Annotated in this window: 22 protein-coding genes; 13 read left to right on the forward strand and 9 right to left on the reverse strand. The window is 53.0% G+C overall.

Annotated features, from left to right (window positions below):
• The first annotated feature begins 11 nt into the window (after nucleotides 1-11).
• The 4 genes from HV318_RS02890 to HV318_RS02905 are packed head-to-tail and all read left to right on the forward strand — an operon-like array spanning nucleotide 12 to nucleotide 3,829.
• Nucleotides 12-1,034, forward strand: coding sequence for an ABC transporter permease (locus HV318_RS02890; protein WP_182271470.1), 1,023 nt, complete (start codon nucleotides 12-14; stop codon nucleotides 1,032-1,034).
• A complete protein-coding gene (ddpC, locus tag HV318_RS02895; protein ID WP_182271471.1) occupies nucleotides 1,031-1,927 on the forward strand; it encodes a D,D-dipeptide ABC transporter permease in 897 nt (298 codons plus the stop codon). The genes HV318_RS02890 and ddpC overlap by 4 nt, the downstream gene beginning before the upstream one ends.
• Nucleotides 1,924-2,910, forward strand: a complete 987-nt coding sequence (locus tag HV318_RS02900) for an ABC transporter ATP-binding protein (RefSeq protein WP_182271472.1) — start codon at nucleotides 1,924-1,926, stop codon at nucleotides 2,908-2,910. Before ddpC ends, HV318_RS02900 begins: the two co-directional genes overlap by 4 nt.
• Nucleotides 2,903-3,829, forward strand: a complete 927-nt coding sequence (locus HV318_RS02905; RefSeq protein ID WP_182271473.1) for an ABC transporter ATP-binding protein — start codon at nucleotides 2,903-2,905, stop codon at nucleotides 3,827-3,829. The genes HV318_RS02900 and HV318_RS02905 overlap by 8 nt, the downstream gene beginning before the upstream one ends.
• A gap of 37 nt (nucleotides 3,830-3,866) precedes the next feature.
• Here the strand turns inward: HV318_RS02905 and HV318_RS02910 are convergent, their stop codons facing one another.
• The gene (locus tag HV318_RS02910; protein WP_182271474.1) at nucleotides 3,867-4,616 is read right to left on the reverse strand and encodes an SDR family NAD(P)-dependent oxidoreductase; all 750 of its coding nucleotides are present in this window, start codon (nucleotides 4,614-4,616) and stop codon (nucleotides 3,867-3,869) included.
• Between the two features lie 143 nt (nucleotides 4,617-4,759).
• On the opposite strand from HV318_RS02910, the gene HV318_RS02915 reads away from it, so the two are divergent.
• Nucleotides 4,760-5,671: a LysR family transcriptional regulator gene (locus tag HV318_RS02915; RefSeq protein WP_182271475.1), complete on the forward strand. Its 912-nt coding sequence runs from the start codon at nucleotides 4,760-4,762 to the stop codon at nucleotides 5,669-5,671.
• 13 nt (nucleotides 5,672-5,684) lie between these two features.
• On the opposite strand, the gene HV318_RS02920 is transcribed toward HV318_RS02915, so the two are convergent.
• A complete protein-coding gene (locus HV318_RS02920; RefSeq protein WP_182271476.1) occupies nucleotides 5,685-6,566 on the reverse strand; it encodes a LysR family transcriptional regulator in 882 nt (293 codons plus the stop codon).
• 111 nt (nucleotides 6,567-6,677) lie between these two features.
• On the opposite strand from HV318_RS02920, the gene HV318_RS02925 reads away from it, so the two are divergent.
• From HV318_RS02925 to HV318_RS02935, 3 genes are all read left to right on the forward strand, one after another.
• The gene (locus HV318_RS02925) at nucleotides 6,678-7,529 is read left to right on the forward strand and encodes a Vmh family MBL fold metallo-hydrolase (RefSeq protein WP_182271477.1); all 852 of its coding nucleotides are present in this window, start codon (nucleotides 6,678-6,680) and stop codon (nucleotides 7,527-7,529) included.
• A 100-nt stretch (nucleotides 7,530-7,629) separates the two neighbouring features.
• The gene (gene sra / locus HV318_RS02930; RefSeq protein ID WP_182271478.1) at nucleotides 7,630-7,767 is read left to right on the forward strand and encodes a stationary-phase-induced ribosome-associated protein; all 138 of its coding nucleotides are present in this window, start codon (nucleotides 7,630-7,632) and stop codon (nucleotides 7,765-7,767) included.
• Between the two features lie 175 nt (nucleotides 7,768-7,942).
• Nucleotides 7,943-9,640, forward strand: coding sequence for an NAD-dependent malic enzyme (locus HV318_RS02935; protein WP_182271479.1), 1,698 nt, complete (start codon nucleotides 7,943-7,945; stop codon nucleotides 9,638-9,640).
• Nucleotides 9,641-10,188: 548 nt separating this feature from the next.
• On the opposite strand, the gene HV318_RS02940 is transcribed toward HV318_RS02935, so the two are convergent.
• Both HV318_RS02940 and HV318_RS02945 read right to left on the reverse strand, forming a co-directional pair.
• A complete protein-coding gene (locus tag HV318_RS02940) occupies nucleotides 10,189-10,611 on the reverse strand; it encodes a hypothetical protein (protein ID WP_182271480.1) in 423 nt (140 codons plus the stop codon).
• Nucleotides 10,604-12,052, reverse strand: a complete 1,449-nt coding sequence (locus HV318_RS02945; protein WP_182271481.1) for a PAAR domain-containing protein — start codon at nucleotides 12,050-12,052, stop codon at nucleotides 10,604-10,606. Before HV318_RS02945 ends, HV318_RS02940 begins: the two co-directional genes overlap by 8 nt.
• Before the next feature lie 872 nt (nucleotides 12,053-12,924).
• Here HV318_RS02945 and HV318_RS02950 point away from each other — a divergent pair.
• Complete coding sequence (locus HV318_RS02950; RefSeq protein ID WP_182271482.1) at nucleotides 12,925-14,634, forward strand: ABC-F family ATP-binding cassette domain-containing protein; 1,710 nt, start codon at nucleotides 12,925-12,927, stop codon at nucleotides 14,632-14,634.
• A gap of 35 nt (nucleotides 14,635-14,669) precedes the next feature.
• Here HV318_RS02950 and araJ read toward each other — a convergent pair whose 3' ends face one another.
• Nucleotides 14,670-15,845, reverse strand: a complete 1,176-nt coding sequence (gene araJ / locus HV318_RS02955) for an MFS transporter AraJ (RefSeq protein WP_182271483.1) — start codon at nucleotides 15,843-15,845, stop codon at nucleotides 14,670-14,672.
• 162 nt (nucleotides 15,846-16,007) lie between these two features.
• Here araJ and ppk2 point away from each other — a divergent pair, with 162 nt between their 5' ends.
• Entirely contained in the window at nucleotides 16,008-16,826 is an 819-nt protein-coding gene (gene ppk2 / locus HV318_RS02960) for a polyphosphate kinase 2 (RefSeq protein WP_182274516.1), read from the forward strand.
• 81 nt (nucleotides 16,827-16,907) lie between these two features.
• Here ppk2 and fdnI read toward each other — a convergent pair whose 3' ends face one another.
• From fdnI to fdnG, 3 genes are read right to left on the reverse strand one after another with little or no spacing between them, the layout of a single operon-like run.
• Nucleotides 16,908-17,564, reverse strand: a complete 657-nt coding sequence (gene fdnI / locus HV318_RS02965) for a formate dehydrogenase-N subunit gamma (protein WP_182271484.1) — start codon at nucleotides 17,562-17,564, stop codon at nucleotides 16,908-16,910.
• Nucleotides 17,557-18,441 (reverse strand): formate dehydrogenase subunit beta, encoded by an 885-nt coding sequence (gene fdxH / locus HV318_RS02970; RefSeq protein ID WP_182271485.1) that lies wholly within the window; start codon nucleotides 18,439-18,441, stop codon nucleotides 17,557-17,559. Before fdxH ends, fdnI begins: the two co-directional genes overlap by 8 nt.
• 11 nt (nucleotides 18,442-18,452) lie before the next feature.
• Nucleotides 18,453-21,500 carry a formate dehydrogenase-N subunit alpha gene (gene fdnG / locus HV318_RS02975; protein ID WP_182271486.1) on the reverse strand — a complete coding sequence of 1,016 codons (3,048 nt, stop codon included), beginning with the start codon at nucleotides 21,498-21,500 and terminating at the stop codon, nucleotides 18,453-18,455.
• Nucleotides 21,501-21,721: 221 nt separating this feature from the next.
• Between fdnG and yddG the strand changes: the two genes are divergently transcribed.
• The 3 genes from yddG to HV318_RS02990 all read left to right on the forward strand — a co-directional run bounded on the left by yddG (nucleotide 21,722) and on the right by HV318_RS02990 (nucleotide 24,825).
• Nucleotides 21,722-22,600 (forward strand): aromatic amino acid DMT transporter YddG, encoded by an 879-nt coding sequence (yddG, locus tag HV318_RS02980; RefSeq protein WP_182271487.1) that lies wholly within the window; start codon nucleotides 21,722-21,724, stop codon nucleotides 22,598-22,600.
• Nucleotides 22,601-23,221: 621 nt separating this feature from the next.
• The gene (locus HV318_RS02985; protein ID WP_182271488.1) at nucleotides 23,222-24,304 is read left to right on the forward strand and encodes a porin OmpC; all 1,083 of its coding nucleotides are present in this window, start codon (nucleotides 23,222-23,224) and stop codon (nucleotides 24,302-24,304) included.
• A gap of 80 nt (nucleotides 24,305-24,384) precedes the next feature.
• The gene (locus HV318_RS02990) at nucleotides 24,385-24,825 is read left to right on the forward strand and encodes a GFA family protein (protein WP_395122705.1); all 441 of its coding nucleotides are present in this window, start codon (nucleotides 24,385-24,387) and stop codon (nucleotides 24,823-24,825) included.
• 61 nt (nucleotides 24,826-24,886) lie between these two features.
• Here the strand turns inward: HV318_RS02990 and HV318_RS02995 are convergent, their stop codons facing one another.
• Nucleotides 24,887-26,374 carry an MFS transporter gene (locus HV318_RS02995; RefSeq protein ID WP_182271489.1) on the reverse strand — a complete coding sequence of 496 codons (1,488 nt, stop codon included), beginning with the start codon at nucleotides 26,372-26,374 and terminating at the stop codon, nucleotides 24,887-24,889.
• Between the last annotated feature and the right edge of the window lie 11 nt (nucleotides 26,375-26,385).

Genomic DNA, 26,385 nt, shown 5'->3' on the forward strand with positions numbered 1-26,385 from the left:
GGAGAAAGTGTATGACGTTCTGGAGCATTGTGCGCCAGCGCTGCTGGGGGTTACTCCTGGTGGTGGCCGGTGTCTGTATCATTACTTTTATTATTTCACACATGATCCCCGGCGATCCGGCCCGTCTGCTGGCCGGTGACCGTGCCAGCGACGAAATTGTACAAAGCATTCGCCAGCAACTGGGGCTGGATCAGCCGCTGTATATCCAGTTTGGTCGCTATGTGGATGCCCTCGCACACGGTGATTTGGGCACCTCCATCCGTACCGGACGACCGGTGGCGGAAGATTTGAAAGCCTTTTTCCCCGCCACACTGGAGCTGGCATTTTGCTCTCTGCTGCTGGCGCTGGTGATTGGTGTACCGTTGGGGATCTTATCGGCGGTGTACCGTAACCGCTGGCTGGATCACCTGGTGCGGCTGATGGCGATGACCGGGATCTCCACCCCCGCATTCTGGCTGGGGCTGGGGGTGATTGTGCTGTTCTACGGCCATCTGCAAATTCTGCCAGGCGGCGGTCGGCTGGACGACTGGCTCGACCCGCCTGCACACATCACCGGTTTTTATCTGATAGATGCCCTGCTGGAAGGTAACGGCGAGGTCTTTTTTAACGCCCTGCAACACCTGATTTTACCCTCGCTGACGCTGGCGTTTGTCCACCTGGGGATTGTGGCACGCCAGGTGCGCTCTGCCATGCTGGAACAGCTCAGCGAGGATTACATCCGTACCGCCCGCGCCAGTGGTTTGCCTGGCTGGTACATCGTTCTGTGCTACGCGTTACCGAATGCAATGATCCCATCAATTACCGTACTGGGACTGGCACTGGGGGATCTGCTCTACGGTGCCGTGCTCACCGAAACCGTCTTTGCCTGGCCGGGGATGGGCGCGTGGGTAGTGACCTCCATTCAGGCGCTCGATTTCCCTGCGGTAATGGGCTTCGCCGTGGTGGTCTCGCTGGCTTATGTGTTAGTCAATCTGGTGGTTGATCTGCTCTATCTGTGGATTGACCCGCGAATCGGGCGCGGAGGTGCCGAATGATGTTGACTCAGGAAACGCCCGTCCCCGTTAAAACCACCAAACCGCGCATCGACTGGGCAAAGCTGTTCTGGATGCTACGTAAAAGCCCGCTCACGCTGATTGGTGGCGTGATTATGATCCTGATGCTGTTACTGATGGTCACGTCGCCGTGGATTGTGCCGCATGACCCAAATGCCCTGGATCTGACCGCCCGGCTGCAGGCTCCGTCGGCACTACACTGGTTTGGTACCGACGAAGTAGGACGCGATCTGTTCAGCCGCGTGCTGGTGGGGAGCCAACAGTCCATCACTGCCGGGCTGGCGGTAGTTGCTATCGCGGGGGGAATTGGCTCGCTGCTGGGGTGCTTGTCCGGCGTGCTGGGTGGACGCGGTGACGCCATCATTATGCGTGTAATGGATATCATGCTCTCTATCCCCTCGCTGGTGCTGACAATGGCGCTGGCGGCGGCACTTGGCCCGAGCCTGTTTAACGCCATGCTGGCGATTGCGATTGTGCGTATTCCGTTTTACGTGCGTCTGGCCCGCGGGCAAACGCTGATCGTCCGTCAGTTTACCTATGTACAGGCCGCCCGTACCTTTGGTGCATCGCGCTGGCATTTGATCAGCTGGCATATCCTGCGCAACGCGCTGCCGCCGTTGATTGTGCAGGCCTCGCTGGACATCGGTAGTGCCATTCTGATGGCCGCCACGCTGGGGTTTATCGGCCTGGGGGCGCAACAGCCCACCGCCGAATGGGGGGCAATGGTGGCCGTGGGCCGTAACTATGTGCTCGATCAGTGGTGGTATTGCGCCTTTCCGGGGGCGGCGATCCTGATCACTGCCGTCGGTTTTAATCTGTTTGGTGATGGCATCCGCGACCTGCTTGATCCGAAATCGGGAGGGAAACCGTCATGAGTGGAACCGTATTATCCATTGAAGATTTGCACCTGAGCTTCCCGGTTTTTCGTGGTGAAGTCCATGCGCTCAACAACGTCTCACTGGAGATCGCCCGGGGCGAAATTGTCGGTGTGGTTGGCGAATCCGGCTCGGGAAAATCGGTCACAGCGATGCTGGCAATGCGTCTGTTGCCGGAAGGCAGCTACCGGGTTCATCACGGGCAGGTGAAATTGCTCGGCGAAGATGTGCTGAATGCGTCAGAAAAACAGCTTCGCCAGTGGCGCGGCGCAAAAGTGGCGATGATTTTTCAGGAACCGATGACGGCACTGAACCCAACGCGACGAATTGGCAAACAGATGGTTGAAGTGATCCGCCAGCATCAGCCACTCACCCGCAGCGAGGCGCAGCAAAAAGCGATTACCCTGCTGGAAGAGATGCAAATTCCGGATGCAACGGAGGTGATGGATCGCTATCCGTTCGAACTTTCCGGCGGCATGCGCCAGCGGGTCATGATCGCCCTTGCCTTCTCCTGCGAGCCGGAGCTTATCATCGCCGACGAACCGACAACCGCCCTGGATGTGACAGTGCAACTTCAGGTACTGCGATTATTGAAACATAAAGCACGTGCCAGCGGCACGTCGGTGCTGTTTATCAGCCATGATATGGCCGTGGTCTCACAGCTCTGCGACCGGATGTACGTCATGTATGCGGGCAGTGTGATCGAAAGCGGCACCACGCAGACGCTGATCCAGCATCCCGTTCATCCTTATTCCATCGGTCTGCTGCAGTGCGCACCGGAGAACGGCGAACCACGCGAAATGCTACCGGCGATCCCCGGTACGGTACCCAATCTCAGCCAGTTGCCACGCGGGTGTGCTTTTCGCGAGCGCTGTTTTGCCGCTGGGGCGAAATGTGGTGAAACACCGCGCTTAATGCCCAATGGTGCAGAAGGCCAGCGGGCTGCCTGCTGGTACCCGCAACAGGAGAAACACCATGTCTGATGTCTTGCTGGAACTGGATAGTGTACACGTGAACTTCCCTGCGCGTAAAAACTGGCTGGGCCGCGTAACGGAGCAGGTACATGCGCTCAACGGAATGGATTTGCAGATCCGCCGGGGCGAAACGCTGGGCATTGTGGGGGAATCTGGCTGCGGAAAAAGCACCCTGGCACAGCTGCTGATGGGAATGCTCAAACCGAGCACCGGGGCATGCCAGCGGACAAACTCTGCAGGCGGTATGCAGATGGTGTTTCAGGATCCGCTCTCCTCGCTCGACCCGCGTCTGCCCGTCTGGCGCATCATCACCGAGCCGGTGTGGGTGCAAAAACGCAGCAGTGAACGTGAACGTCGTCAGCTGGCGGAAGACCTGGCGCAGCAGGTGGGCATTCGACCGGAGTACCTTGACCGCCTGCCACATGCCTTTTCCGGCGGACAGCGTCAGCGTATCGCCATTGCCCGGGCGCTCTCGTCCGACCCGGACATCATCGTGCTGGATGAGCCGACCAGCGCGCTGGATATCTCCGTGCAGGCGCAGATCCTGAATTTACTGGTGAAACTGCAACAACAGCGCAACCTGACCTATGTCCTGATCTCTCATAACGTTTCGGTCGTCCGGCACATGAGCGATCGCGTGGCGGTAATGTATCTGGGGCAGATTGTGGAGCTGGGAACCGCCGCGCAGGTACTGGTCAGGCCCCGACATCCTTATACCCGGTTACTGCTTGATTCCGTCCCCAGAACCGGCGAACCGCTGGATGAGGGGCTGGCATTGCGCAAAACAGAACTTCCCGGCAACCGTCACCTGCCCGTCGGGTGTTATTTCCGCGACCGTTGTCCGCTGGCAACCCAGGGATGCGAACGCCCGCAGGCACTACAACCGTCAACCGAAGGCCGAACGGTACGCTGCTGGCGTAATGTCTAATGTAAGCAGATCGCCGCCCGGGCGGCGATCTCACACCTCAAATTTGCGCCATCCCGCCATCAACAAACAGCTCGGTAGCATTGATAAAACTCGCGGCATCCGAAGCCAGAAACGCGACCGCTTTACCCACTTCCCCCGGCGCACCTAAACGACCCAGTGGTACCTGTGCAGCCAGAGCATCATACAACCCCTGACGATGTTCTTCCGCCACCAGGTCGCCAAGCCCCGGCGTTTTGACCGGACCCGGGCTAACGACGTTGACGCGAATGCCACGGCCCTGCAAATCCAGCGCCCAGGAACGGGCAAAGTTGCGCACGGCGGCTTTACTGGCACTGTACACGCTAAAGTTCGCCGTCCCCTTAATGGAAACCGTCGATCCGGTCAGGATAATGGACGACCCGGTTGATAACAGAGGCAGCGCTTTTTGTACCGTGAACAGCACGCCGCGGACATTGGTACCAAAAATACGGTCAAACTGCTCTTCGGTGATTGCGCCCAGCGGCAGCATGTCACCACCACCCGCATTGGCGAACAGAATATCAAGACGCCCTTCTTCTTGTGCTATCTGGGCATAGATCCGATCCAGATCGGAGAGTTTAGCAACATCCGCACGAATACCTACCGCCGCCGAGCCAATTTCCGCCACCGCCGCGTCCAGCTCCGCCTGACGACGCCCGGTGATGTATACCTTCGCACCCTGTGCCGCCAGCTCCTGCGCCGTGGCAAGACCAATACCTGTGCTACCCCCCGTGACCAGTGCGATTTTGCCTGAGAAAGTCGTGTTCATGTCATTCACCTTCTGTTACGTGATTTAAGATGCAAGCGAACTGTCGCTTGCGTTGAACAGACTTTATCCCTTGCGGGATTGGCGAAAAATGGGCAAAAATGAAAATGACTATTTACACAGAGAAATAATCAGAGGGGAAAAGCGTGGATCAGTTAATGGCGATGCGCGCGTTTACACGCGTAGTGGAATCCGGGAGTTTTACCCGGGCAGCAGATTCCCTGAACATGCCGATAGCCACCCTGAGCAAACTGGTGAAATCGCTTGAAATTCATCTGGAGATAAGGCTATTACACCGAACCACCCGCCGCGTGGTCACGACGCCGGAGGGCGCGGAATACTATGAAAAAGCGCTGCGCGTGCTGATTGACATCGAGGAAATTGATACCTCGTTTCGCGTATCGCGCAGTACACCAAAAGGTCATTTGCGCGTTGATGTTGGTGGCTCAACCGCCCGTGATGTGTTGATCCCTCTGCTCCCGGACTTTATGCAGCGTTATCCGGATATCCGCATTGATCTCGGCGTGGCCGACCGCCCCGTTGATTTGATCAGCGGTAATGTGGACTGCGTGATCCGTGGAGGTCCCCTTGATGACTCAACCCTTATTGCCCGACACATTGGTGACGCCGAAATGGTCACCTGTGCAACACTGGAATATCTGAAAAATCACGGCGTTCCGGCTTATCCACAGGAGCTACGCAACGGTCATAAGCTCGTTAGCTACCTTTCACCTGTGACAGGACGCGCTTTTCCTTTTCGCTTCAGAGAAAATGGCGAAGAACAGGAGATCCGTGTACCACACTATCTTGGCGTGAACGAAAGTAATGCCCACCTGGCTGCGGCGGTGGCGGGGTTAGGCATTATTCAGACGTTTGGTTACTCAATCCAGCACCACTTAACCGCAGGAACATTGGTTGAGATCCTTCATGACTGGCGTCCGAAGGCATACCCTTTTCATGTGGTCTATCCGCAGAACCGGCACCTGACGCATCGCCTGAGGGTGTTTATTGCATGGCTTGGAGAGGTATTCCCTGCCGGGCTTACACCCGGCGCTTGATGAGAGTCGCCCCTCATGGATCCGCCAGGTTACGGGCCAGTTCGTCAAGAAATACGCGCAGCGCGGCGGGCTGATATTCACGGGATTGATAAATACCATAAATAGCAAGGGGCTTAGGTTTTAACGTCGTCAGCACGGGCACCAGTTCCCCTCGTTCAAGTGCAGTCTGTGCTTCCCGTTCCGGGAGCATGGCTATCCCGCAGTGATTCACCGCCGCCTCCATCAATAACGACGAGATGCTGGCGCTGAGATTGCCACTCACGGCCACGCTCAGGTTCTCGCCCTCCGGCGTCAGGAAATGCCAGGACTGTCCGGCAAAAAAGCTGTAATGCAGGCAATTATGTTGCGCCAGATCGTCAGCACTGTCGGGGGTACCGTGCGTTGCCAGATACGCAGGTGAGGCACACAAAACGGAGCGGCACTCCCCCAGTCTGCGGGCAATCATGCCGGGTTCCGGGTTATCGGTGATGCGAATCGCCACATCAATACGCTCGCCCACCAGGCTTACCGGATGGTTGTTCACATCCAGCTCTACACGCAACTGCGGGTATCTGGAAAGCAGACCGGGCAGCACCGGGGCAATCATATGCATGGCAGTAAAATGCGCGCAGGCCACCCGCAGCGTGCCGGAGGGTAAATCTTTCGCCGACTGATCTTCAATTTCCTGCGAGATTTGTGAAAGCGTGCGTGTTTTTTGCAGCACTTTTTCCCCTGCGGCGGTCAGCGTCAGCTTGCGCGTCGAGCGGTTGACCAGCCGCGTCCCCGCCCACTTTTCCATTTGTTCCAGATAGCGACTGACCATTGGACGGGAGATCCCCAGCGCACGCGCGGCGGCACTCAAACTCCCCAGCTCACAAATACGGTTGTAGACCTGAGCGGCAATAACGCGATCCATATAAAGCTCCATTTGCTCGATTTATGAAACAAAGCATGTCTTGTTTCAGGAATTCTGGCAAATGAAGAGATCGGTACAATAGAGACTTTCCTGAAGAACAGAGACAACAGAATGAAAATCACCCGCCTTGCAGTGCTGTGTACCCTTTTTACCCCAGCCGTTTTTGCTGCACCGTTAACCATTGATACCTATAACCCACAGGAGAAAGGCATTTTTGCTGTCTCTTCCACGCTGGTTTCCGGGCCGAAAGAAGCCGTTCTGTTTGACGCGCAGTTCAGCGTAAAGGATGGTGAAGCGCTGGTGGAAAAAATCCGCCACAGCGGTAAAACGCTGAATAAGATTGTGATCACCTCCGGCGATCCAGATTTTTATTTTGGCCTGCAGCCACTGGTCAAAGCGTTCCCGAATGCCAAAGTCGTGGCCACTCAGCCGGTGGTTGACCACATCAAGGCCACCAAAGACGCCAAACTCGCATTCTGGGGACCGCAGATGAAAGACGGTGCGCCAACGGAGCTGGTTGTGCCGCAGGTTCTGGCCTCCACAACGTTCATGGTTGATGGCGAGAAAATTGATATCGAACAGGCGAACAGCTACGCCGCATACGTGTGGATCCCGTCGGCAAAAACAATCCTCGGCGGCACCGGCGTCTCCTGGGGTATTCACGTCTGGACGGCGGATACCCAGACCCAGGCAAGCCGCAAGCAGTGGCAGCAAACGCTGGATGACATGGCAGCCCACCAGCCAGAGCGCGTGATCCCGGGCCATTATCTCGGTACACCTCCGGCAGGAACCGGCGCTATCGACTTTACCCGCCAGTATCTGCAGCAGTTCGAACACGCGCTGGCTGAACATAAAGATTCTGCAGGGGTGATCGCCAGCATGAAAAAACAGTGGCCTAACCTTGCTGAAGCCAGCTCGCTGGAGCTGAGCGCCAAAGTGAATACCGGTGAAATGAAATGGTAAGCTGAAAACCTGCTACGCTTGATGGGCAACCTAAGGGGTTACATTTCGTTCACGAAAGTGAACTTGTCCTTAAAACTATCAACAGGATTGAGGAGTTAACATGAAATCGAACCGTCAGGCACGCCATATTCTGGGGCTGAACTACAAGCTTTCAAACCAGCGCAAAGTGGTGATTGAGGGCGACATCGAAACGCAGGTCACCCACGCTACCGGCAGAAAACGCCACGCAGGCAAGTAAGTCCCGGTAAAAGATCTGCAACACCATCGGCAAAACCGATGGTGTTTTTTTTATGTGTTGCGGTAATTAACATTTAGCTCCTTTATAATACCTCCCGACCGAACCCCGCAGCACAGGCCAGAAAGATGACAAACAGCAGTGTCAGGGACGGATCTTCAAAAAAAGAGTGAGTGACATGGACAACAAACTGAAAAAACATCGTTCCTTATATATCCCGTATGCCGGGCCGGTTTTACTTGAATTCCCCCTGCTGAACAAAGGCAGTGCCTTCAGCATGGAAGAGCGCAGCAGCTTTAACCTGCTTGGCCTGCTGCCAGAAGTGGTTGAAACCATCGAAGAACAGGCAGAACGTGCCTGGATCCAGTATCAGGGTTTCAAAACTGAAATCGATAAGCACATCTACCTGCGTAACATCCAGGACACCAACGAAACCCTCTTCTACCGCCTGGTGCAAAACCATCTCGAAGAGATGATGCCGGTGATCTACACCCCGACGGTCGGTGCGGCCTGTGAGCGTTTCTCTGAGATTTATCGTCGTTCCCGTGGCGTGTTCATCTCTTATCAGAACCGTCACAACATGGACGATATTCTGCAGAACGTGCCAAATCACAACATTAAAGTGATCGTGGTGACTGACGGCGAACGTATTCTGGGTCTCGGTGACCAGGGTATTGGCGGGATGGGGATCCCCATCGGTAAGCTTTCCCTCTACACCGCCTGCGGCGGTATCAGCCCGGCGTACACCCTGCCAGTGGTACTGGATGTGGGCACGAACAACCAGCAATTGCTGAACGACCCGCTGTACATGGGCTGGCGTCATCCGCGTATTACCGACGACGAGTACTATCAGTTTGTCGACGATTTCATTCAGGCCGTGAAACAGCGCTGGCCGGACGTGCTGTTGCAGTTTGAAGACTTTGCGCAGAAGAACGCGATGCCGCTGCTGAACCGCTATCGCGATGAGATCTGCTCGTTCAATGACGATATCCAGGGCACTGCAGCCGTGACGGTCGGTACGCTGATCGCTGCCAGCCGTGCGGCAGGTAGCCAGTTGAGCTACCAAAAAATCGTCTTCCTCGGTGCAGGCTCTGCGGGTTGCGGTATTGCCGAGCAGATTATTGCCCAGACGCAGCGCGAAGGCCTGAGCGAAGAACTGGCCCGCTCCCGCGTCTTTATGGTTGACCGTTTCGGTCTGTTGACCGACGGCATGCCAAATCTGCTGCCGTTCCAGACTAAGCTGGTGCAAAAGCGCGACAACCTGAAAAACTGGGATACCGACAACGAGGTGCTCTCCCTGCTGGACGTGGTGCGCAACGTGAAGCCGGATATTCTGATCGGCGTTTCCGGGCAGACCGGTCTCTTCACCGAAGAGATTATTCGCGAAATGCACAAGCACTGCGAACGCCCTATCGTGATGCCGCTGTCTAACCCAACCTCCCGCGTGGAAGCCACGCCGCAGGACATCATCGCCTGGACCGAAGGTAACGCGCTGGTTGCCACCGGCAGTCCGTTTGATCCGGTGGTGTGGAAAGACAAGACCTACCCCATTGCCCAGTGCAACAACTCCTATATCTTCCCGGGTATTGGATTGGGTGTTATCGCTTCCGGGGCGTCACGCATTACCGACGAAATGCTGATGTCCGCGAGTGAAACGCTGGCGAAATACTCTCCGTTGGTTAACAACGGTGAAGGTCTGGTATTGCCGGAGCTGAAGGACATCCACAAAGTGTCTCGCGCTATTGCGTTTGCAGTAGGCAAGATGGCGCAACAGCAAGGTGTGGCAATCAAAACCTCTGCCGATGCATTGCAGCAAGCCATTGATGATAACTTCTGGATGCCGGAATACCGCAGCTATCGTCGTACCTCGATTTAACTACGGTTACGGACGGCCCTCTCTCCGGGTTCCCCACAAATTACAGATTGGCACAGAATACCCCCTCTCCCTTGAGGGAGAGGGCTGGGGTGAGGGGGAACATAAGGCAGCGGTGGTCATTCCGTTCACTTTATGTTGATTGCTGCTCTGTAACGACGACACAGGTGAACGTGCCAGGGCGGTTCACCGCCACCGCCCTGGCAACCCGGGCTCCCGGCAAGAAAATCGCCGCTGCGCTATGGCTTGCATAAGAATTGCAAATGTCGCCATTTGTGGGGGCATCTTACGTCCGTGAATGAGTCGATCATCAACACGGCAATGAACCCTGTTTACCATCAATATATCCTTATTTATGTAGATTGATCTCTCTTGAAACGTTCAAACATTTCAATAATTAGAATATAGACATCCAATTTAATGTTCGTGACAGAGTTCAATAAGTAAATTATCAGAATGAGTGATGTTTGTTGAGGGAATGATACTTTTTAGGATAAAAACAAGCCCACCAAGGGCTTGTTTTTATTATTTTAGAGATATTTTCAATATATTCATAGATTAATATGATGAATAATTTTCATTAAAGCCAAACCCACAACTATAAGAATTGCTCCAATTATTGCAAGATAATGCTCTATTAAGAATGGTCTAATAAGATGTTTGGGTAATCCACGGATAAATTCTTTATCAACATCTGGCATGTGAATTGAATTCTTATTACTTAAGATTGGCATCATTATAAATTGTCTTTTTACTGCATATCCATAATTAAAATATAGTATATTCAACATGTTTTTATCAGAGTCTTTGAAAAGCGTAATAGCCTCTGGCAAACTACCGTGTTTTTCTTTATATAAAATACAAATTTCGTCATATCTTTTCCGATTCAATGCAGATAAGATAAAACTACAACAAATAAGAAAAAAGCCTAGTAAACTGAAGGTGATAAATATCAAATCGCTTACTTTAATCATCGTTTGTGATCTCATAAAGTCGTTTGCCTAATTTTTCTCCATCAGAGGATAAAACCGCCTCACTCCCCCAACCTATACCCCCTGCAACACCAATAGTACAGAGTAAAGCCCCTGCACCTCCAGCTTCAAACGTAGCTGCACCTAACACAAGGGAGCATATTGCTCCTGATGCCCCTCTTTCTACTATTTGTTCAGCTATGTATCCTCCAGCCAGGCTACCGGAAAATTCCCCAATAGATGTAAAGGCAGTTTTAGCACAATCTCTGCCCAGGGCACAGGCTTCTGTAATTTTCGATGCTGTATCTAATGCAGCCAGGCCAACGCCAATCTTCCCGGCAGTTTCCATTAACTTGACATACTTCGCCAGCTTCTCGATGTGAGTCGCATAACCTTCGATATCGCTTACCCCTGTTTCATTCCAGCGATGGGTAATTGCATGGGTTGAGAGTCCAAGTGATTTTTTGAGGTCGGTATATTCATTGAACATGAAACGGTGCTTTGAGAACATTTTAAGGACGCTATCAAGCTGACCAAGCAACTGACGGCGCTCAACGTAAAACTGCTCACTGATCAACGCGCCGCTGGTGATGTAGTGGTTTTGATAGGATTTCTCGATACTGACAAGGATATTTTCAACCTGCTGGAAATATCCCTTTGCTGCTTCTGTGACCTGTCCTGAGTACCCGTAAATTTCGCTGGTTTTACTGGCAGCGGCTGCAAACATTTCAATGGTATCTTTATTTTTAAACAGAAATCGCGCTTGCTGATGTGAAAGCGGGGCCAGGGCTGTATCAATTCGTTCCTTCGCAGCTTGCAAGTGCGCTATTTGTTTCTCGTCCTGCTTCTCCGGGTCAACAATGAGCAGGATAGAACCGGCTTTATACTGTTTATCTTCACCGTTCAATGAAAGATACAGTTCGCGCACGCCATTTGGTGGATTTAGAAACAGATAGGGGTCATATGCTCGGGTGTGGCTTCCATATGGGAGTATACAATACCCGGCATCTACTGATTCGCGCTGTTCTTTCTCTTTCATTGGCACAGGGGAAATTGGTTTTGGAGGTGTGGCTGCTGGTGGCTGAGGAGAGAAAGTTGGTTCTGACGTCGGTTTTGGTGCTATCGGGGTTGGTATGGACGATTGAAGTCTTTGAGGTCTGGATACAGGCTCATCACCATAGGACATCGAATAATCAGAGGGGATAAATTCACATTTACAATCACAACTTCCCCGGCTATGCAAAGTACCTGCTGCTACACCATCTATAGAATAGAACGGAATTCCGCCCAAAATGGTATGAACTTGTTTATCAACTCCACATATGTATTTATCTCCATTTCTGGCTGTACGTTGCCCTGATAATGAATGTCCCGCATAACCTGTAATGATTGAGCCACCACATGTTGTTTGACAGCCCACAGTCAAAAAATATCCTCTCGCCATGATATCATCCTTAATTAACAGTATTATTTAAATTTGACATTCTCCATGCATTCAATTCCCGTTAGCTGAGCAGCTAATAATTAAGTACCATTTTAACTGTAAGATAATATACATTTTACATAAGAGAATTGAGGGGTGAATCACATTTATTGCGTGGGGAAAAGTAACGAAAAATTAAATTATCATCACCAGGAATCATATGCTGCATATCATTCTTGGTGATGATGATTACTGTTGAATAACTGATTTAGAACTTCATTAACTCATGTGGTTTATTTTCCCATTTAAAAAGCGCTTATTTTTTGCAAAACCAGTATTTCACAAGGACACTGCCCCCCGCAGAAAAAGATTAGCTGTATGAAAACAGCTACATCGGGATGAAAAAACATTCTGAGTTTCTTTCAACAGAAAAGCCAGTTCGTCAAAACTAAGAAATCGTTCGCCTATATATGCTTCATCTTCTGAAATCTCTAACACCGGAATTGAAATCAACGTGTTTATAATTAAATTATCTCACTCTTTGTTCAATTTTTTTGACTTCCTCCCCTGTGGGAGAGGGTTGGAGTGAGGGCACCAGACTGCACCGTCTGGCCTTCTCCCTCTGGCTAAATCCTCTTTCCCCCGCTACACTCCTTTCATCCATTAACCCACTGAATATATAAGGAGGCCAATTATGCTGTACTGTGAAATTTTCAATGTTTCACATACACTTGGTGATCGCACCTGCTCAGGCGTTATCGATATCGTGCTGCGATAACTTCGGCTTGAGCGAAGACACCAACCCCTGAAATCCCTTCTCTCGGGCTTACTGAGTTATCGTCAGCGATGTTTGACGAGGCATAAACATGCCTGTAACTCCTGGGTAAGCAATAATGAGCACTTTACTCACTGCACAATCTTTACGTGTTGATACGGCGTTTGGCACGCTCTTCGACGCCCTCTCCTTTACGCTGAAAAAAGGCGACCGCATTGGTCTGCTGGGTGATAACGGCTGCGGCAAAAGTACGCTGTTAAAGATCCTGGACGGCACAAACTCCCCTGCTGCCGGAACGGTGGCGCTGGCCGGGCACTGCCTGATGGCGCGCGTTGAGCAACATCTGCCGGACGCCATTTATCCGCTGACTATGCTGGATGCGGTGCTGGCACAACTGTCGTCTGCTGAACGAGACAACCTGCGCTGGAAAGCAGAAACCCTACTGGCCGGAATGGGCTTCACACCAGAGGATATGGCATTACAATCGGCCACATTGAGCGGTGGCCAACATACGCGTCTTCTGCTGGCAAGAGCGCTTATTAGCGATCCCGATCTGCTCCTGCTTGATGAGCCGAGCAACCATCTCGATTTGCCAACGATGCTCTGGCTGGAACAATTTCTACAGCGCTGGTCTGGCAGCTTTGTGCTGGTCTCGCACGACAGACAACTGCTGGACGCCGTCACTAACGGTAGCTGGATCCTGCGCGATAAGACGTTGCACTACTTTGCGCTTCCCTGCTCGGCGGCGCGCAAGGCGCTGGTCGCAAAAGACGAAAGCGATGCGCAACGCCATAAGGCTGAACAAAAGGAAATCGACCGCATCACGACCAGCGCCAAACGGCTGGCAACCTGGGGCAAGGTCTACGACAACGAAGATCTTGCCCGCAAAGCCAAACAGATGGAAAAACAGGTCGAGCGGCTGAAAGAGAACCAGACGGAAGTCACCGTAGGCAGTCAGTGGACATTAACCCTGCGGGGCGACGCGCTGCGGGCCGACCGTCTGCTGGAGATGGAACGTCTCGGTGTTCCGCCCGCTCCAAGGCTGCCGGATCTGTTTAATGTCGACATTGCCAGGCTGAAAAGTGGCGATCGGGTGGCGATCGTCGGGCGTAACGGCTGCGGTAAATCGTCGTTGATGAAACTTATCTGGCGACATTTTACCGATGCGCTAACGGACGCCAGGCTGAAAATCCATCCGCGTGTCTCGCCAGGTTATTACGATCAGACGCTGAACCAGCTGCCGGACGATACCTCGCTGTTTGATGCACTGGAGCCTTTTGCACCCGATCCGCAGAATCGCAAGATGGCGCTGATCGGTGCCGGGTTCCCGTGGGCGCGTCACGGACAAAAGGTCAACACGCTCAGCGGCGGCGAGCGTTCTCGCCTGCTGTTTGTTGGGCTGACGCTTGCCCGTTATAGCCTGCTGATGCTGGATGAACCGACCAACCATCTGGATATGGAGGGCAAAGAAGCGCTGGCCGACACTCTGCAACAGTTTGAAGGTGGTGTGCTGCTGGTCAGCCACGATCGTCAGTTGATTAGCCAAAGCTGTAACCGCTTCTGGTTGATTGAGGATGGCATGCTGAGCGAGTGGCATGATGCCGAAGCCGTATTCGAAAGGCTGCGTGAAAGTGCAGGCCTGACATACCAGGCTGAGTCATCACCGCCGGTGGAAAACGCCCCGGCACTGTCGGACGATCTGCTTGAACGGCTGATTGCACTGGAAACGCTGCTTGCGGAGGATGTCGCGCGTAAGCCGAAACATCAAAAGCCGCAGCTGCAGGCGCAATGGCGTAAAGAGATTGAGGCAATAGAAGCACAGCTTTAACGTCTGCGCCCGGCGGCAGTCTCCGCCGGGCCAGATCAGGCTAGCGCACGCGCGTTGGCCTGACGTTTTCTGGCGCTCAAATGGCCGTAAATCAACAGCGAAGTCATGGCGGAGAAAGACAAAATGGCCGCCGGTAACGTGATATAACTCCAGCTATATCCGAGCGTAATCATCATCCCGCCAAAATACGCGCCAATCGCACTGCCCAGATTAAACGCCATCTGTCCCCCGGCAGCCCCCAGCATCTCGCCCCCTTTGGCATTTTGCAGTAGCAAAATTTGCAGCGGTGCGGAGAGTGCAAACAGCCCGGCGCAGCAGATAAACCCCATCACCAGTGAGGCGGTTTTCTGTTCGCCAAAGGCGAAAAGCGACAACAGTGAGGCCACAATCACCAGATCGGTCGTTGCCGCAATGCGCAGTGGGCTAAAACGGCCAGACAATTTGCCGCTCAGCAGGTTACCCAGCACCATCCCGAGGCCCATCAGCATCATAATGACGGTCATCACCCCTTCGGAGAAACCAGAGACGTTAACCATAAACGGCTTAACGAAACTGAACCACGCAAACACACCGGCATTGCCAAACATGGTGGCGGCGAAAATCAGCCAGGGTTCCGGTTTCGTCAGAAAATGGAACTGCGCGGTCAATTTGGTTTCTGATTTATCGTGAATTTTCGGCACCCACATCAGCACCGAAAAGATCACCAGCGCATCAAATATGGCAATCAGCATAAAGGTATAGCGCCAGTTGCACTCATGCCCCAGCCACGTCCCCAGCGGAACACCCACCAGATTGGCTACGGTCATACCGGCAATCATGCCCGCAACGGCGACCGTTACCTTACCCGGCGGTGCAATTTTGGAAAGAATGATCGCCCCGACGCCAAAAATGGCTCCGTGCGGAAAACCCGAAATCAAACGTCCTGTTGCCAGCCAGAGATACGATGATGAGAAGGTAAAAATCGCATTTCCGACCGCGCACATGGCCACCAGGAACAGCAGCGTCGATTTTAGTGAGAACTTACTGGAAAACAGCGCCACAACCGGCGCACCTATTACGACACCGAAGGCGTAAAACGAAATCATATTCCCGGCGGAGGGAATTGAAATCCCGGTATCATGCGCCAGTTCCGTCAACACACCCATAATGCCAAATTCAGCCATCCCCAGGCCAAATGTGCCAAGTGCCAACGAAAAAATTGTCTTTTTCATACAACAACCACTTGTTAAACGTTCGCAACAGCCATTATTGAATAATCTTGTATGGTGAGCCAGTTCAAATCGCCTCTCTGACACGTTAATCCATTAATACAGATAGATTACACTTCAAATACAGCTCCTTCCCCGCGGCAGGACAACAAGAGGATGACAATTATGGTCAGTAAGAAGAAAGCCAGTGTCGTTGCTGATGTCGTTAAAAATGCCCCCCTGAAAACGAAAGTGTATGAGCAAGAGTTGCGCCGTCTTCATGTTGAACTGGTTAAGCTTCAGCAGTGGGTGGTCGCTAAAGGTTTGAAAGTGTGTATTGTGTTCGAAGGGCGTGACGGAGCCGGTAAAGGCGGAACCATCAAAGCGATAACCGAGCGTGTCAGCCCGCGCGTATTTCGCGTTGTGGCACTCCCCGCGCCCACCGAGAAAGAGAAAACCCAGCTCTATTTCCAGCGCTACGTTCCCCACCTGCCTGCAGCGGGAGAGATCGTCATTTTCGACCGTAGCTGGTACAACCGTGCAGGCGTCGAACGAGTCATGGGATTCTGTACCCCGGAGCAGGTAGAAAAATTTCTCGACGGTACGCCTGTTATGGAGAAAGCAATGGTCGATGCGGGGATCATTCTGGTGAAGTACTGGCTTGAGGTCACGCCGAAAGAGCAGGAACGCCGACTGCGCGATCGTATCAACGACGGACGCAAAATCTGGAAACTGTCCCCGATGGACATTAAGTCTTTCAACATGTGGGACGAATATACCGTGGCACGAGACGCGATGTTTTCCGCCACTGACACCGCATGGGCACCGTGGTTTGTGGCGCGCTCGGAAGATAAAAAACGTGTGCGGCTGAATATTATCTCTCACCTGCTCACGCAGATCCCCTATAAAGCGATGCACGTTGAGCCCGTTGAATTACCGAAGCGAAAAATTGGCAAGGTAAAACCTACAAAATATCCGTTCCGCTATGTTGACGAGCGGTTCTGATATGGCCGGGAGTCTGCTGTATTGACGCGTTAATGGCCCACGCAAGCGAAGCGCCGTCGGTCAACGCCGACGGCGCAGGGCTTACTTTATGCCTTCCGTACTGTCTTGTTTCGCTTCAAGACGTTCAACATCACGGTACCAGCGTGGATGGTGTTTCTGCGCCCAGCGGCGGCTCACCTTTCCTTCAATCATCCCTTTAATCGATCCTTTCACCCAGAACGCCATATACATATGGATCAGGATGGCGTGGATCAGAATAATGGCCGACGTCGCGTGGATCAGCAGCGCATAACGAATCACCTGAATCGGGAAATAGTGCGCAAAGTACGGACGCCAGATAATCACCCCGGTCACCAGCAGCACAAAAATCATGCTCATGATGCTCCAGAACATCATCTTCTGCCCGGCGTTGTATTTGCCCACTTTCGCAACGTTATGTTCGTTCCCTTTCAGGACTTCGACGATGCCTTTGACCCACGGAATATCCTGCTTATCCGGGATGTTGTGGTGCACGAAGCGCACAAACATAAACATCAGCACCACGAAAATCAGTACACCGAAGAACGGGTGCAGAATTCGTCCCATTTGCGGCGTACCAAACGTTTCAGTCAGCCACTGTAGCGTCGGGAAGAAGAACGAAATCCCCGAAACCGCCACCAGAAAGAAGCAGATCACCACCGTCCAGTGACAGGCGCGGTCGATAAACTTCGTGCGCACAATCATCTTCGACTTACTCATGATGCTCCTCCTCGTCGTCATCTACCTCTTTGTTTGGCCCGATACCGATGTAGTGATAAATCAACCCGGCAAAGGTGGCGATAAAGCCCGCGGCAGAGAGCGGTTTAAGCGCCCCTTTCCACAGGTTGATCGAGGTATCGATCGCCGGATCTTTCGGCAGATTGTGGTACAACTCCGGCTGGTCGTTATGGTGCAGTACATACATCACGTGCGTACCGCCCACGCCCTGCGGGTTATAAATGCCTGCATTTTCGTAACCGCGTGCTTTCAGTTTATCCACGCGCTGCTGCGCCACCTCCAGCATCTCCCTTTTGGTGCCGAAGTGGATGGCCCCGGTCGGACAGGTCTTCACACAGGCAGGCTCCTGTCCCACGCTGACGCGATCCACACACAGGGTGCATTTGTATACCCGGTTATCCTCTTTATTGAGTCGCGGAATGTTAAACGGACAGCCCGCGATGCAGTAGCCGCAGCCAATACAGTTGTCCTGCTGAAAATCGACAATCCCGTTGGCGTACTGAATAATTGCCCCGGCAGACGGACATGCCTTGAGGCAGCCCGGGTCTTCACAGTGCATACAGCCGTCTTTGCGGATCAGCCATTCCAGCTTGCCGTTCTGGTCGGTTTCGCTAAAGCGCATCACCGTCCAGGATTTGGCGCTCAGATCCGCCGGGTTATCGTAAACCCCCACGCAGTGCCCCACGTCGTCGCGGATGTCATTCCACTCAGAACAGGCCACCTGGCAGGCCTTGCAGCCCACGCAGGAAGAGACATCGATTAGCTTTGCGACTTCAGCCTTGTCGTCCCGCACACGAGGTGCGGGCGTGATCGGATTGGTCGCGGAGCGCTTAATAATGTCTTGTGTTTCCATCGCCATTTATTCGCTCCTTACGCTTTCTCGATGTTGACCAGAAACGCTTTATACTCCGGCGTCTGCGAGTTGGAATCGCCGACGTTTGGCGTCAGGGTATTGGCGATGTAGCCTTTCTGCGCCACACCTTCAAAGCCCCAGTGCAGCGGAATACCCACCGTTTCCACCTGCTGACCATGAACGTTCAGCGACTGCAGACGGCGGGTCACTACCGCAACCGCGCGAATAAAGCCGCGCTTGCTGCTGACCTTCACGCGGTCGCCGTTAGCAATCCCTTTCGCTTTCGCCAGCGTTTCGCTGATTTCCACAAACTGTTCCGGCTGGGCGATGGCGTTAAGCCGCGCGTGCTTAGTCCAGGTGTGGAAATGCTCGGTCAGGCGATAGGTCGTCCCCACATACGGGAACTTATCCTTCTTGCCTAAACGCAGCACGTCGTCCTCGTAGATACGCACCACCGGGCTGGAGATCACGTTCGGGTGCAGCGGGTTAGTGCCCAGTGGCGTTTCCATCGGTTCGTAGTGTTCCGGGAATGGCCCTTCCGCCAGCTTATCGAGAGCAAACAGACGCCCCAGCCCTTCCGGCTGCATGATAAACGGCCCGGTCGCACTGCCCGGCGCGGCGGTGTTGAAGTCCGGGATATCGTTACCCGCCCACTTCGACCCGTTCCACTGGATCAACATGCGTTTCGGATCCCACGGCTTACCGTTGATATCCGCTGAGGCGCGGTTGTACAGCACGCGGCGGTTCAGCGGCCACGCCCATGCCCAGCCCAGCGTATTGCCCAGACCTGACGGGTCAGCGTTGTCGCGGTTGGCCATCTGGTTACCCTGCTCCGTCCAGCTACCGGCGTAGATCCAGCAGGAAGATGCCGTCGTACCGTCATCGCGCAGCAGCGCGAAGCTGCTCAGCAACTGGCCTTTTTTCGCCACAAGGTTACCGCTGGCATCATAGAGATCCGCCAGCGCCACGCCGTTGTTCTCTTTGGCCACCTCTTCGGACTCCGGGTGATCAGGCTGTTTGTAGTCCCAGCTCATCTTCAGCAGTGGTTCAGCACCTTTGCCGCCTTCGGTGCGGTACATCTCGCGCAGACGATGGTAAATCCCGGCCAGGATCTCGCCGTCGGTACGCGCTTCACCCGGTGCATCCTGACCTTTCCAGTGCCACTGCAACCAACGGCCAGAGTTAGCAATAGAACCGTCTTCTTCGGCAAAACAGGTCGACGGCAGACGGAACACTTCGGTCTGAATCGATGCCGGATCGACATCGTTTGATTCACCGTGGTTCTGCCAGAACGTGGAGGTTTCAGTCACCAGCGGGTCGATAACCACCATGTACTTCAGCTGACTCAGGCTGCGCACCACCTTGTTTTTGTCCGGGAACGAGGCCACCGGGTTAAAGCCCTGGCAGATATAGCCCGTGACGTTACCCTTATCCATCATGTTGAAATACTTGATGACGTCGTAAGACTGATCCCATTTTGGCAACCATTCAAAGCCCCAGTCGTTCTCTTTGCGCGCATCATCGCCGTAGAAAGATTTCATCAGGCTGACGGCGAACTTCGGATAGTTACTCCAGTAGTTCACCTGATCGGCCAGCGTGGCTTTTGGCGTATTCGCCGTGAGCCAGGTCTGGAAATCAGTCTGTTTTTCTGACGGCAGCGTCAGATAACCCGGCAAACTGGTGGAAAGCAGCCCCAGATCGGTCAATCCCTGGATGTTGGAGTGACCACGCAGCGCATTCACGCCACCACCCGCCATACCCATGTTGCCAAGCAGCAACTGGATCATCGCCATCGTACGGATGTTCTGCGCGCCCACGGTGTGCTGCGTCCAGCCCAGCGCATACAGGAACGTGGTGGTTCTGTCCGCCGCACTGGTGGAAGCCAGCACTTCACACACTTTGAGGAAGTCCGCTTTCGGCGTACCGCAGATGTTCTCCACCACATCCGGCGTATAGCGGGAAACGTGCTGTTTCAGCAGGTTCCACACGCAGCGCGGATCGGTCAGGGTTTCATCGCGTTTCGCATAGCCGTTCTCATCGAACTGATAGTTCCAGGACGATTTATCGTACTGACGTTTTTGTGCGTCATAACCGCTGAACAGACCGTCATCGAAGGCAAAGTCATCCCGCACCAGCAGATTCGCGTTGGTGTAGTGTTTAACGTATTCCGCGTTAATTTTGTTATTTTCGATCAGGTACAACAGCACGCCAGACAGGAACGTTATGTCCGTACCGGAGCGGATTGGTGCATAGATATCGGCCACCGATGCCGTACGCGTAAAGCGCGGATCGACGACGATAAGCGTCGCATCGTTGTTGTTTTTCGCTTCCATCGCCCAGCGGAATCCCACCGGATGTGCTTCAGCGGCGTTGCCGCCCATCACCATCACGACGTTGGCGTTTTTGATATCAACCCAGTGGTTGGTCATCGCACCGCGACCAAATGTTGGAGCAAGACTTGCTACCGTTGGTCCGTGTCAGACGCGTGCCTGGTTGTCTACCGCCAGCATGCCGAGTGAGCGCACAAATTTTTGCGTCAGCATGCCGGTTTCATTACTTGCCGCAGAGGCACAGAGCATCCCGGTGGAAAGCCAGCGGTTAACCGTCACGCCCTGGGCGTTCTTCACCATAAAGTTGGCATCGCGGTCGGCCTTCATCAGTTTGGCTATCCGGGAGAACGCGTCGCCCCAGGAGATTCGCTGCCACTTGTCGGAACCTGGCGCACGGTATTCCGGGTAACGCAGACGGTTTTCACTGTGGACGTAGTCCAGCAAACCGGCTCCTTTCGGGCATAACGCCCCACGGCTCACCGGATGATCCGGATCTCCTTCGATATGATAAATCGCTTCTCTGGCGTTCTTCGCGCCATCGCCCAGGCTATACATTAAAAGCCCACAACCTACGGAGCAGTATGTGCAGGTGTTACGGATCTCTTTGGCTCGCAACAGTTTATAGTTGCGCGCCTGAGCCAGCGCCATTTTGGGAGCAAATCCCAGCATCGCGGCTGTGGTTCCGGCCATACCGCCCGCGCAGATTTTAAAAAATTGTCTGCGGCTGACGTCCATTGTTGTCCTCGTTATCTGATAAGACTTCGCGCCGCAAACTAACAGCAAAGCCCCTGATTTTTTTGCGTCAAATCAAGGTCGCCAGTCTTCGCCCCCTTAATAGTCACCCCTGGTGAATTTAAATACCCCTTTATGATTAAGCGGTTAACGGAATAATTCGCGATACACGGCGGATTAATGCTATACATTTTCCCTTTGATATTGATGGTGATGGCAAGGTAATGGACAGAAAAAGAGCAACGCTCATTGGTCTGGCAGCAATCCTGTTATGGAGCACAATGGTTGGACTCATTCGCAGCGTGAGTGAGGGACTGGGGCCAGTGGGCGGCGCGGCGATGATATACACCCTGAGCGGGTTATTGTGTCTGGTAACGGTTGGTTTTCCTGATATTCGACGTTTCTCTCCACGTTATCTTATTGCGGGTAGCGTCTTGTTTGTCACCTACGAAATTTGCCTTGCGCTGTCGCTCGGATATGCCGCAACGCGTTCTCAGGCCATTGAGGTCGGGATGGTTAATTATCTGTGGCCTAGCCTGACCATTGTGTTTGCGATTTTGTTCAACGGTCAAAAATCAACCCTGTGGGTGATCCCCGGATTAGCTATCTCGCTACTTGGGGTGGGCTGGGTATTAGGGGGGGAGAACGGGCTCCACGTGGATGAAATAGTCCGCAACGTTATCTCTAATCCGCTCAGTTATGCGCTGGCGTTTGCCGGTGCATTTATCTGGGCGGCCTACTGCACCGTGACCAGCAAATTTGCCAAAGGGCAAAACGGTATCACCCTCTTTGTTTTGCTTACGGCGCTCAGTCTGTGGGTGAAATACGCGGTAAGCGATCAACCTGAAATGGTGTTCAGTATCCCGGTGGTTGTGAAGTTATTCATGTGTGGTGTGGCACTGGGGTTTGGCTATGCCTCGTGGAATATCGGTATTCTCCACGGCAACGTTACTGTACTGGCTGCTGTTTCTTATTTTACCCCGGTATTATCGGCTGCGCTGGCGAGTGTATTACTGAGCGCCCCACTGTCATTCGCCTTCTGGCAAGGTGCTCTGATGGTCTGCGCCGGGTCACTGCTGTGCTGGTTTGCCACGCGAAAATAACCCGTGCCGGGCGTGTTTCTGCCCGGCAAAAACTAACCTAAATTTAAAGTGTGATCGGGTGTCAGAATATTTATCAGGACGATGGAGGACGCCGGAAAATTTTGTTTATATTCCCTTGTCACGTAAATTCTGAAATGCATTAATTGACACAAACTGACAACGTAACGTGACTACTTCCCTGCAAATATTTACGATGTATATAGCACTTATTGCAATAGTTTATTTCTGGATATTTCAGTAAATCCGGAGAAGAATTACCCCGAAGATCACCGTAACACACTGTTTTAACGTCATCATTCTCATCTCAGCTATCACAAACCCCACGAAAACAACAATAATTACAAAGAAAAACTAAACCACTAAAAAACTATATTTTCATTAATTGTCATGTCTGTAAAACAATCATTATTTGGTTAAATGATAACCAAATCAGTGCATTTTTCGGCAATTTTTTCGATCCCGATCACACTAATTGAAATTATTGCTAATATTTTGAAACTTATTATTGAAAGGGGGATACAAGATTTTTAAAAATAGCATGCCATTGACGAGCGGCCTCGTTTAAAAATCGTTCAATAATGGTTCAGGAATACCTAAAGAAAATTATAAGGATTATTTAAGATGAAACTTAAATTAGTTGCAGTGGCAGTAACTTCTATGCTGGCAGCTGGCGTTGTAAACGCTGCTGAAGTATTTAACAAAGACGGTAACAAGCTGGATCTGTACGGTAAAGTAACTGGTCTGCACTATTTCTCTGATGCTACTGGCGACGACGGCGACAAAACTTACGTTCGTCTGGGCTTCAAAGGTGAAACTCAGATCAACGACCAGATGACCGGTTACGGCCAGTGGGAATATGAGTTCAAAGGCAACCGTTCTGAATCTCAGGGTGCTGACGGCAACAAAACTCGTCTGGCATTCGCGGGTCTGAAATTCAACGAATTCGGTTCTATCGACTACGGTCGTAACTACGGTGTGGCTTACGACATCGGCGCATGGACTGACGTTCTGCCAGAATTCGGTGGCGATACCTGGACCCAGTCTGACGCCTTCATGACTCAGCGTACCACTGGCGTTGCAACCTACCGTAACAGCGATTTCTTCGGTCTGGTTGACGGTCTGAACATTGCTGCTCAGTACCAGGGTAAAAACGACCGTGCTGACATCACCGAAGCGAACGGCGACGGCTGGGGTCTGTCTTCTACCTACGAAATGAACGGTTTCGGCGTGGGTGCAACCTATGCGAAATCTGACCGTACTGACAAGCAGGTTAGTGCTGGTCGCGTAATTGACACCATGAACGCTGGTGGTGAGAACGCTGAAGTGTGGGCAACGGGCCTGAAATATGATGCGAACAGCATCTACCTGGCAACCACCTACTCTGAAACCCGCAACATGACCAACTTCGGTGACGGTTATATCGCGAACAAAGCTCAGAACTTCGAAGTGGTTGCACAGTACCAGTTCGACTTCGGTCTGCGTCCATCCATCGCTTACCTGAAATCCAAAGGTAAAGACATCGGTACTTACGGCGACCAGGATCTGGTTGAGTACATCGATCTGGGCACGACTTACTACTTCAACAAAAACATGTCCACCTATGTTGATTACAAAATCAACCTGCTTGATGACAACAAATTCACCAAAGCTGCTGGCGTGACTACCGACAACATCGTAGCTGTAGGCCTGACCTACCAGTTCTAAGATTTGTCAGTCTGAAAAGGCCAGCCCTCGTGGCTGGCTTTTTTTATACCAGTTTTACTGGCGTAATAAAGGAGAACGCCATGCATATTTTTAAAGGACGCTGCTTATGTGGGATGAGTCAGTTCAGCGTAAGCCTCAATGATTTCGACGTCTACGCCTGTCACTGCACGCTGTGCCAGAAATGGTCTGGTGGTATCGGTATGTACCTGGAAGCACAGGGAAAACCCCTTGTTGAGCAAGGCTCCATCGCACCTTCCCATTTCTCGTCATCCGCACGCGGTGAACGCTGGTTTTGCCCGGGATGTGGTTGCCCTTTGTGGCTCGAACTGACTTCAACGGCGCGGTACTTTATTCCCTGGACGTTGCTGGAAATGAGCGAAGATGAGAGACGACGTCTGGTACTGGCCGCTGAAATTTACACCGAAACGCAACCCGCGTTCTGGCGCTTGACCGGACAATATGCCCGTTTCAGCGGCACTGAGATTGAAGCGCTGGATAAAGGCTGCCTGCTTGCGTCGTAGGCAGTTATCCCTTTGCATGCGGCGTAGCCCGTTTTCAAAGGGCTCGTCGCCGGGCTTGTCTTTACTGCTTAGCCACTTTTGCCAGGCTAAACCAAATTCCGACCGCCAGTATCAACAACATGCCCCCTGCACTGCCCAACGCAATGCTGTGTGACGTGATAAACGCGGATTTTGCCGCCGCGATCAGTGCGTCTGCCGTGTCTGGAGCAAGATCCTGCGCCACCTTCACCGCTTCACCAATTGATGAGGACGCCTGGTCGACCAGCGATGTATCCAGCCCCTGTGGCAGCGCAATCGACGCTGAGAAACTGCGGGTTAACAGCAGACCGAAAATGGCGATCCCAAGCCCTGCCCCCAGCTCATAAGACATGGTTTCAATTGCCCCTGCGGCAGCGGCCTTCTCTTTTGGTGCGGCCGCCATAATTGCCGAGGTGGATGCCAGCAGCGCGCTGGCGGCGCTAAAGCCGAGCAGCACCATCAGGCTCCACGCCTGCCACTGTTGGGTGCTGAAATCGAGCATCGACAGCCCAATAAAGCTCACGGCACTCAGTCCCATCCCCCCGGCAGCGACGGTGCGCAGCCCCAGATGCCCGACCAGCGCGCCAGCAATTGGGCCACTGAACCCACTCGCAACCATCAATGGCAACATAAACATCCCGGCTTCAAACGGCGTGAAGCCATGAACGAACTGCAGCTCTTGTGCCATCAGCAGCTCAAACCCAACCAGCGCAATCATCGCGGTCATCGCCATCACCACGCCGCTTAAAATAATACGGTGACAGAACAGGCGCATATCAATCATCGGCACGCGGGCACGCAGTTGAATACGCACGAAGATAAACAGCATCACCGCACCGGTGAGCAGCGTCCCCACCACCAGCCACGGAGAAAGTGCCCCCTTCAGCGCCGTTTTTGCGCTGTAGACCAGCAGCAAAATGGCCACAATCAGCATGATTGCATGGCTAATATTCAATGGCTGTTCAGGTCGTCCTTGCTGGCGCGGAACAAAACGCGCGGCCAGCGAGACAACGACCAGTACGATCGGTACGTTGATCAAAAATACCGATCCCCAGTAAAAATGCTCCAGCAGCATACCGCCAATCAATGGACCAAAAGCAGCGCCACCAGAACCCACCGCCGCCCAGACGCCGAGCGCGATATTGCGATCCCGGGCGTTGACGAACAAGGTGCGGATCCCCGCAAGCGTAGCCGGGATGATCATGGCCGCACCAATCGCCAGCGAGGCGCGCGCCGCAATAAGCCAGCCCGCCGAGGGCGCTAATGCTGCCGCCAGCGATGATACGCCAAACAACGTGCTGCCAATCATTAACAGCCGCTTAAAACCAATGCGGTCGCCCAGCGCGCCCATTGGCAGCACCATTCCGGCCATGACCAGCGAATAAATATCGATGATCCACAATAATTCGTTACCGCTGGCTCCCAGCGTCATACTCAATGTCGGCACAGCAACATGCAGTACCGTCGCGTCAATCGCCACCGGAATATAAACCAGCACGATAATCACTAACGCTAACCACTGACGAAACATAAATTTCCTTT

Source organism: Enterobacter sp. RHBSTW-00901, from assembly GCF_014103115.1.
Classification (GTDB): Bacteria; Pseudomonadota; Gammaproteobacteria; order Enterobacterales; family Enterobacteriaceae; genus Enterobacter; species Enterobacter cloacae_P.

Coding starts and splice junctions, on each gene's coding strand:
- HV318_RS02920 (WP_182271476.1), bottom strand. CDS start 6,566: ATGGATCGCGTTATTGCCGCTCAGGTCTACAACCGTATTTGTGAGCTG.
- HV318_RS02945 (WP_182271481.1), bottom strand. CDS start 12,052: ATGGCGAGAGGATATTTTTTGACTGTGGGCTGTCAAACAACATGTGGT.
- HV318_RS02890 (WP_182271470.1), top strand. CDS start 12: ATGACGTTCTGGAGCATTGTGCGCCAGCGCTGCTGGGGGTTACTCCTG.
- HV318_RS02925 (WP_182271477.1), top strand. CDS start 6,678: ATGAAAATCACCCGCCTTGCAGTGCTGTGTACCCTTTTTACCCCAGCC.
- HV318_RS02985 (WP_182271488.1), top strand. CDS start 23,222: ATGAAACTTAAATTAGTTGCAGTGGCAGTAACTTCTATGCTGGCAGCT.
- ppk2 (WP_182274516.1), top strand. CDS start 16,008: ATGGTCAGTAAGAAGAAAGCCAGTGTCGTTGCTGATGTCGTTAAAAAT.
- HV318_RS02950 (WP_182271482.1), top strand. CDS start 12,925: ATGAGCACTTTACTCACTGCACAATCTTTACGTGTTGATACGGCGTTT.
- yddG (WP_182271487.1), top strand. CDS start 21,722: ATGGACAGAAAAAGAGCAACGCTCATTGGTCTGGCAGCAATCCTGTTA.
- HV318_RS02995 (WP_182271489.1), bottom strand. CDS start 26,374: ATGTTTCGTCAGTGGTTAGCGTTAGTGATTATCGTGCTGGTTTATATT.
- HV318_RS02910 (WP_182271474.1), bottom strand. CDS start 4,616: ATGAACACGACTTTCTCAGGCAAAATCGCACTGGTCACGGGGGGTAGC.
- sra (WP_182271478.1), top strand. CDS start 7,630: ATGAAATCGAACCGTCAGGCACGCCATATTCTGGGGCTGAACTACAAG.
- fdnI (WP_182271484.1), bottom strand. CDS start 17,564: ATGAGTAAGTCGAAGATGATTGTGCGCACGAAGTTTATCGACCGCGCC.
- araJ (WP_182271483.1), bottom strand. CDS start 15,845: ATGAAAAAGACAATTTTTTCGTTGGCACTTGGCACATTTGGCCTGGGG.
- HV318_RS02905 (WP_182271473.1), top strand. CDS start 2,903: ATGTCTGATGTCTTGCTGGAACTGGATAGTGTACACGTGAACTTCCCT.
- HV318_RS02990 (WP_395122705.1), top strand. CDS start 24,385: ATGCATATTTTTAAAGGACGCTGCTTATGTGGGATGAGTCAGTTCAGC.
- HV318_RS02900 (WP_182271472.1), top strand. CDS start 1,924: ATGAGTGGAACCGTATTATCCATTGAAGATTTGCACCTGAGCTTCCCG.
- fdxH (WP_182271485.1), bottom strand. CDS start 18,441: ATGGCGATGGAAACACAAGACATTATTAAGCGCTCCGCGACCAATCCG.
- HV318_RS02940 (WP_182271480.1), bottom strand. CDS start 10,611: ATGATTAAAGTAAGCGATTTGATATTTATCACCTTCAGTTTACTAGGC.
- ddpC (WP_182271471.1), top strand. CDS start 1,031: ATGATGTTGACTCAGGAAACGCCCGTCCCCGTTAAAACCACCAAACCG.
- HV318_RS02935 (WP_182271479.1), top strand. CDS start 7,943: ATGGACAACAAACTGAAAAAACATCGTTCCTTATATATCCCGTATGCC.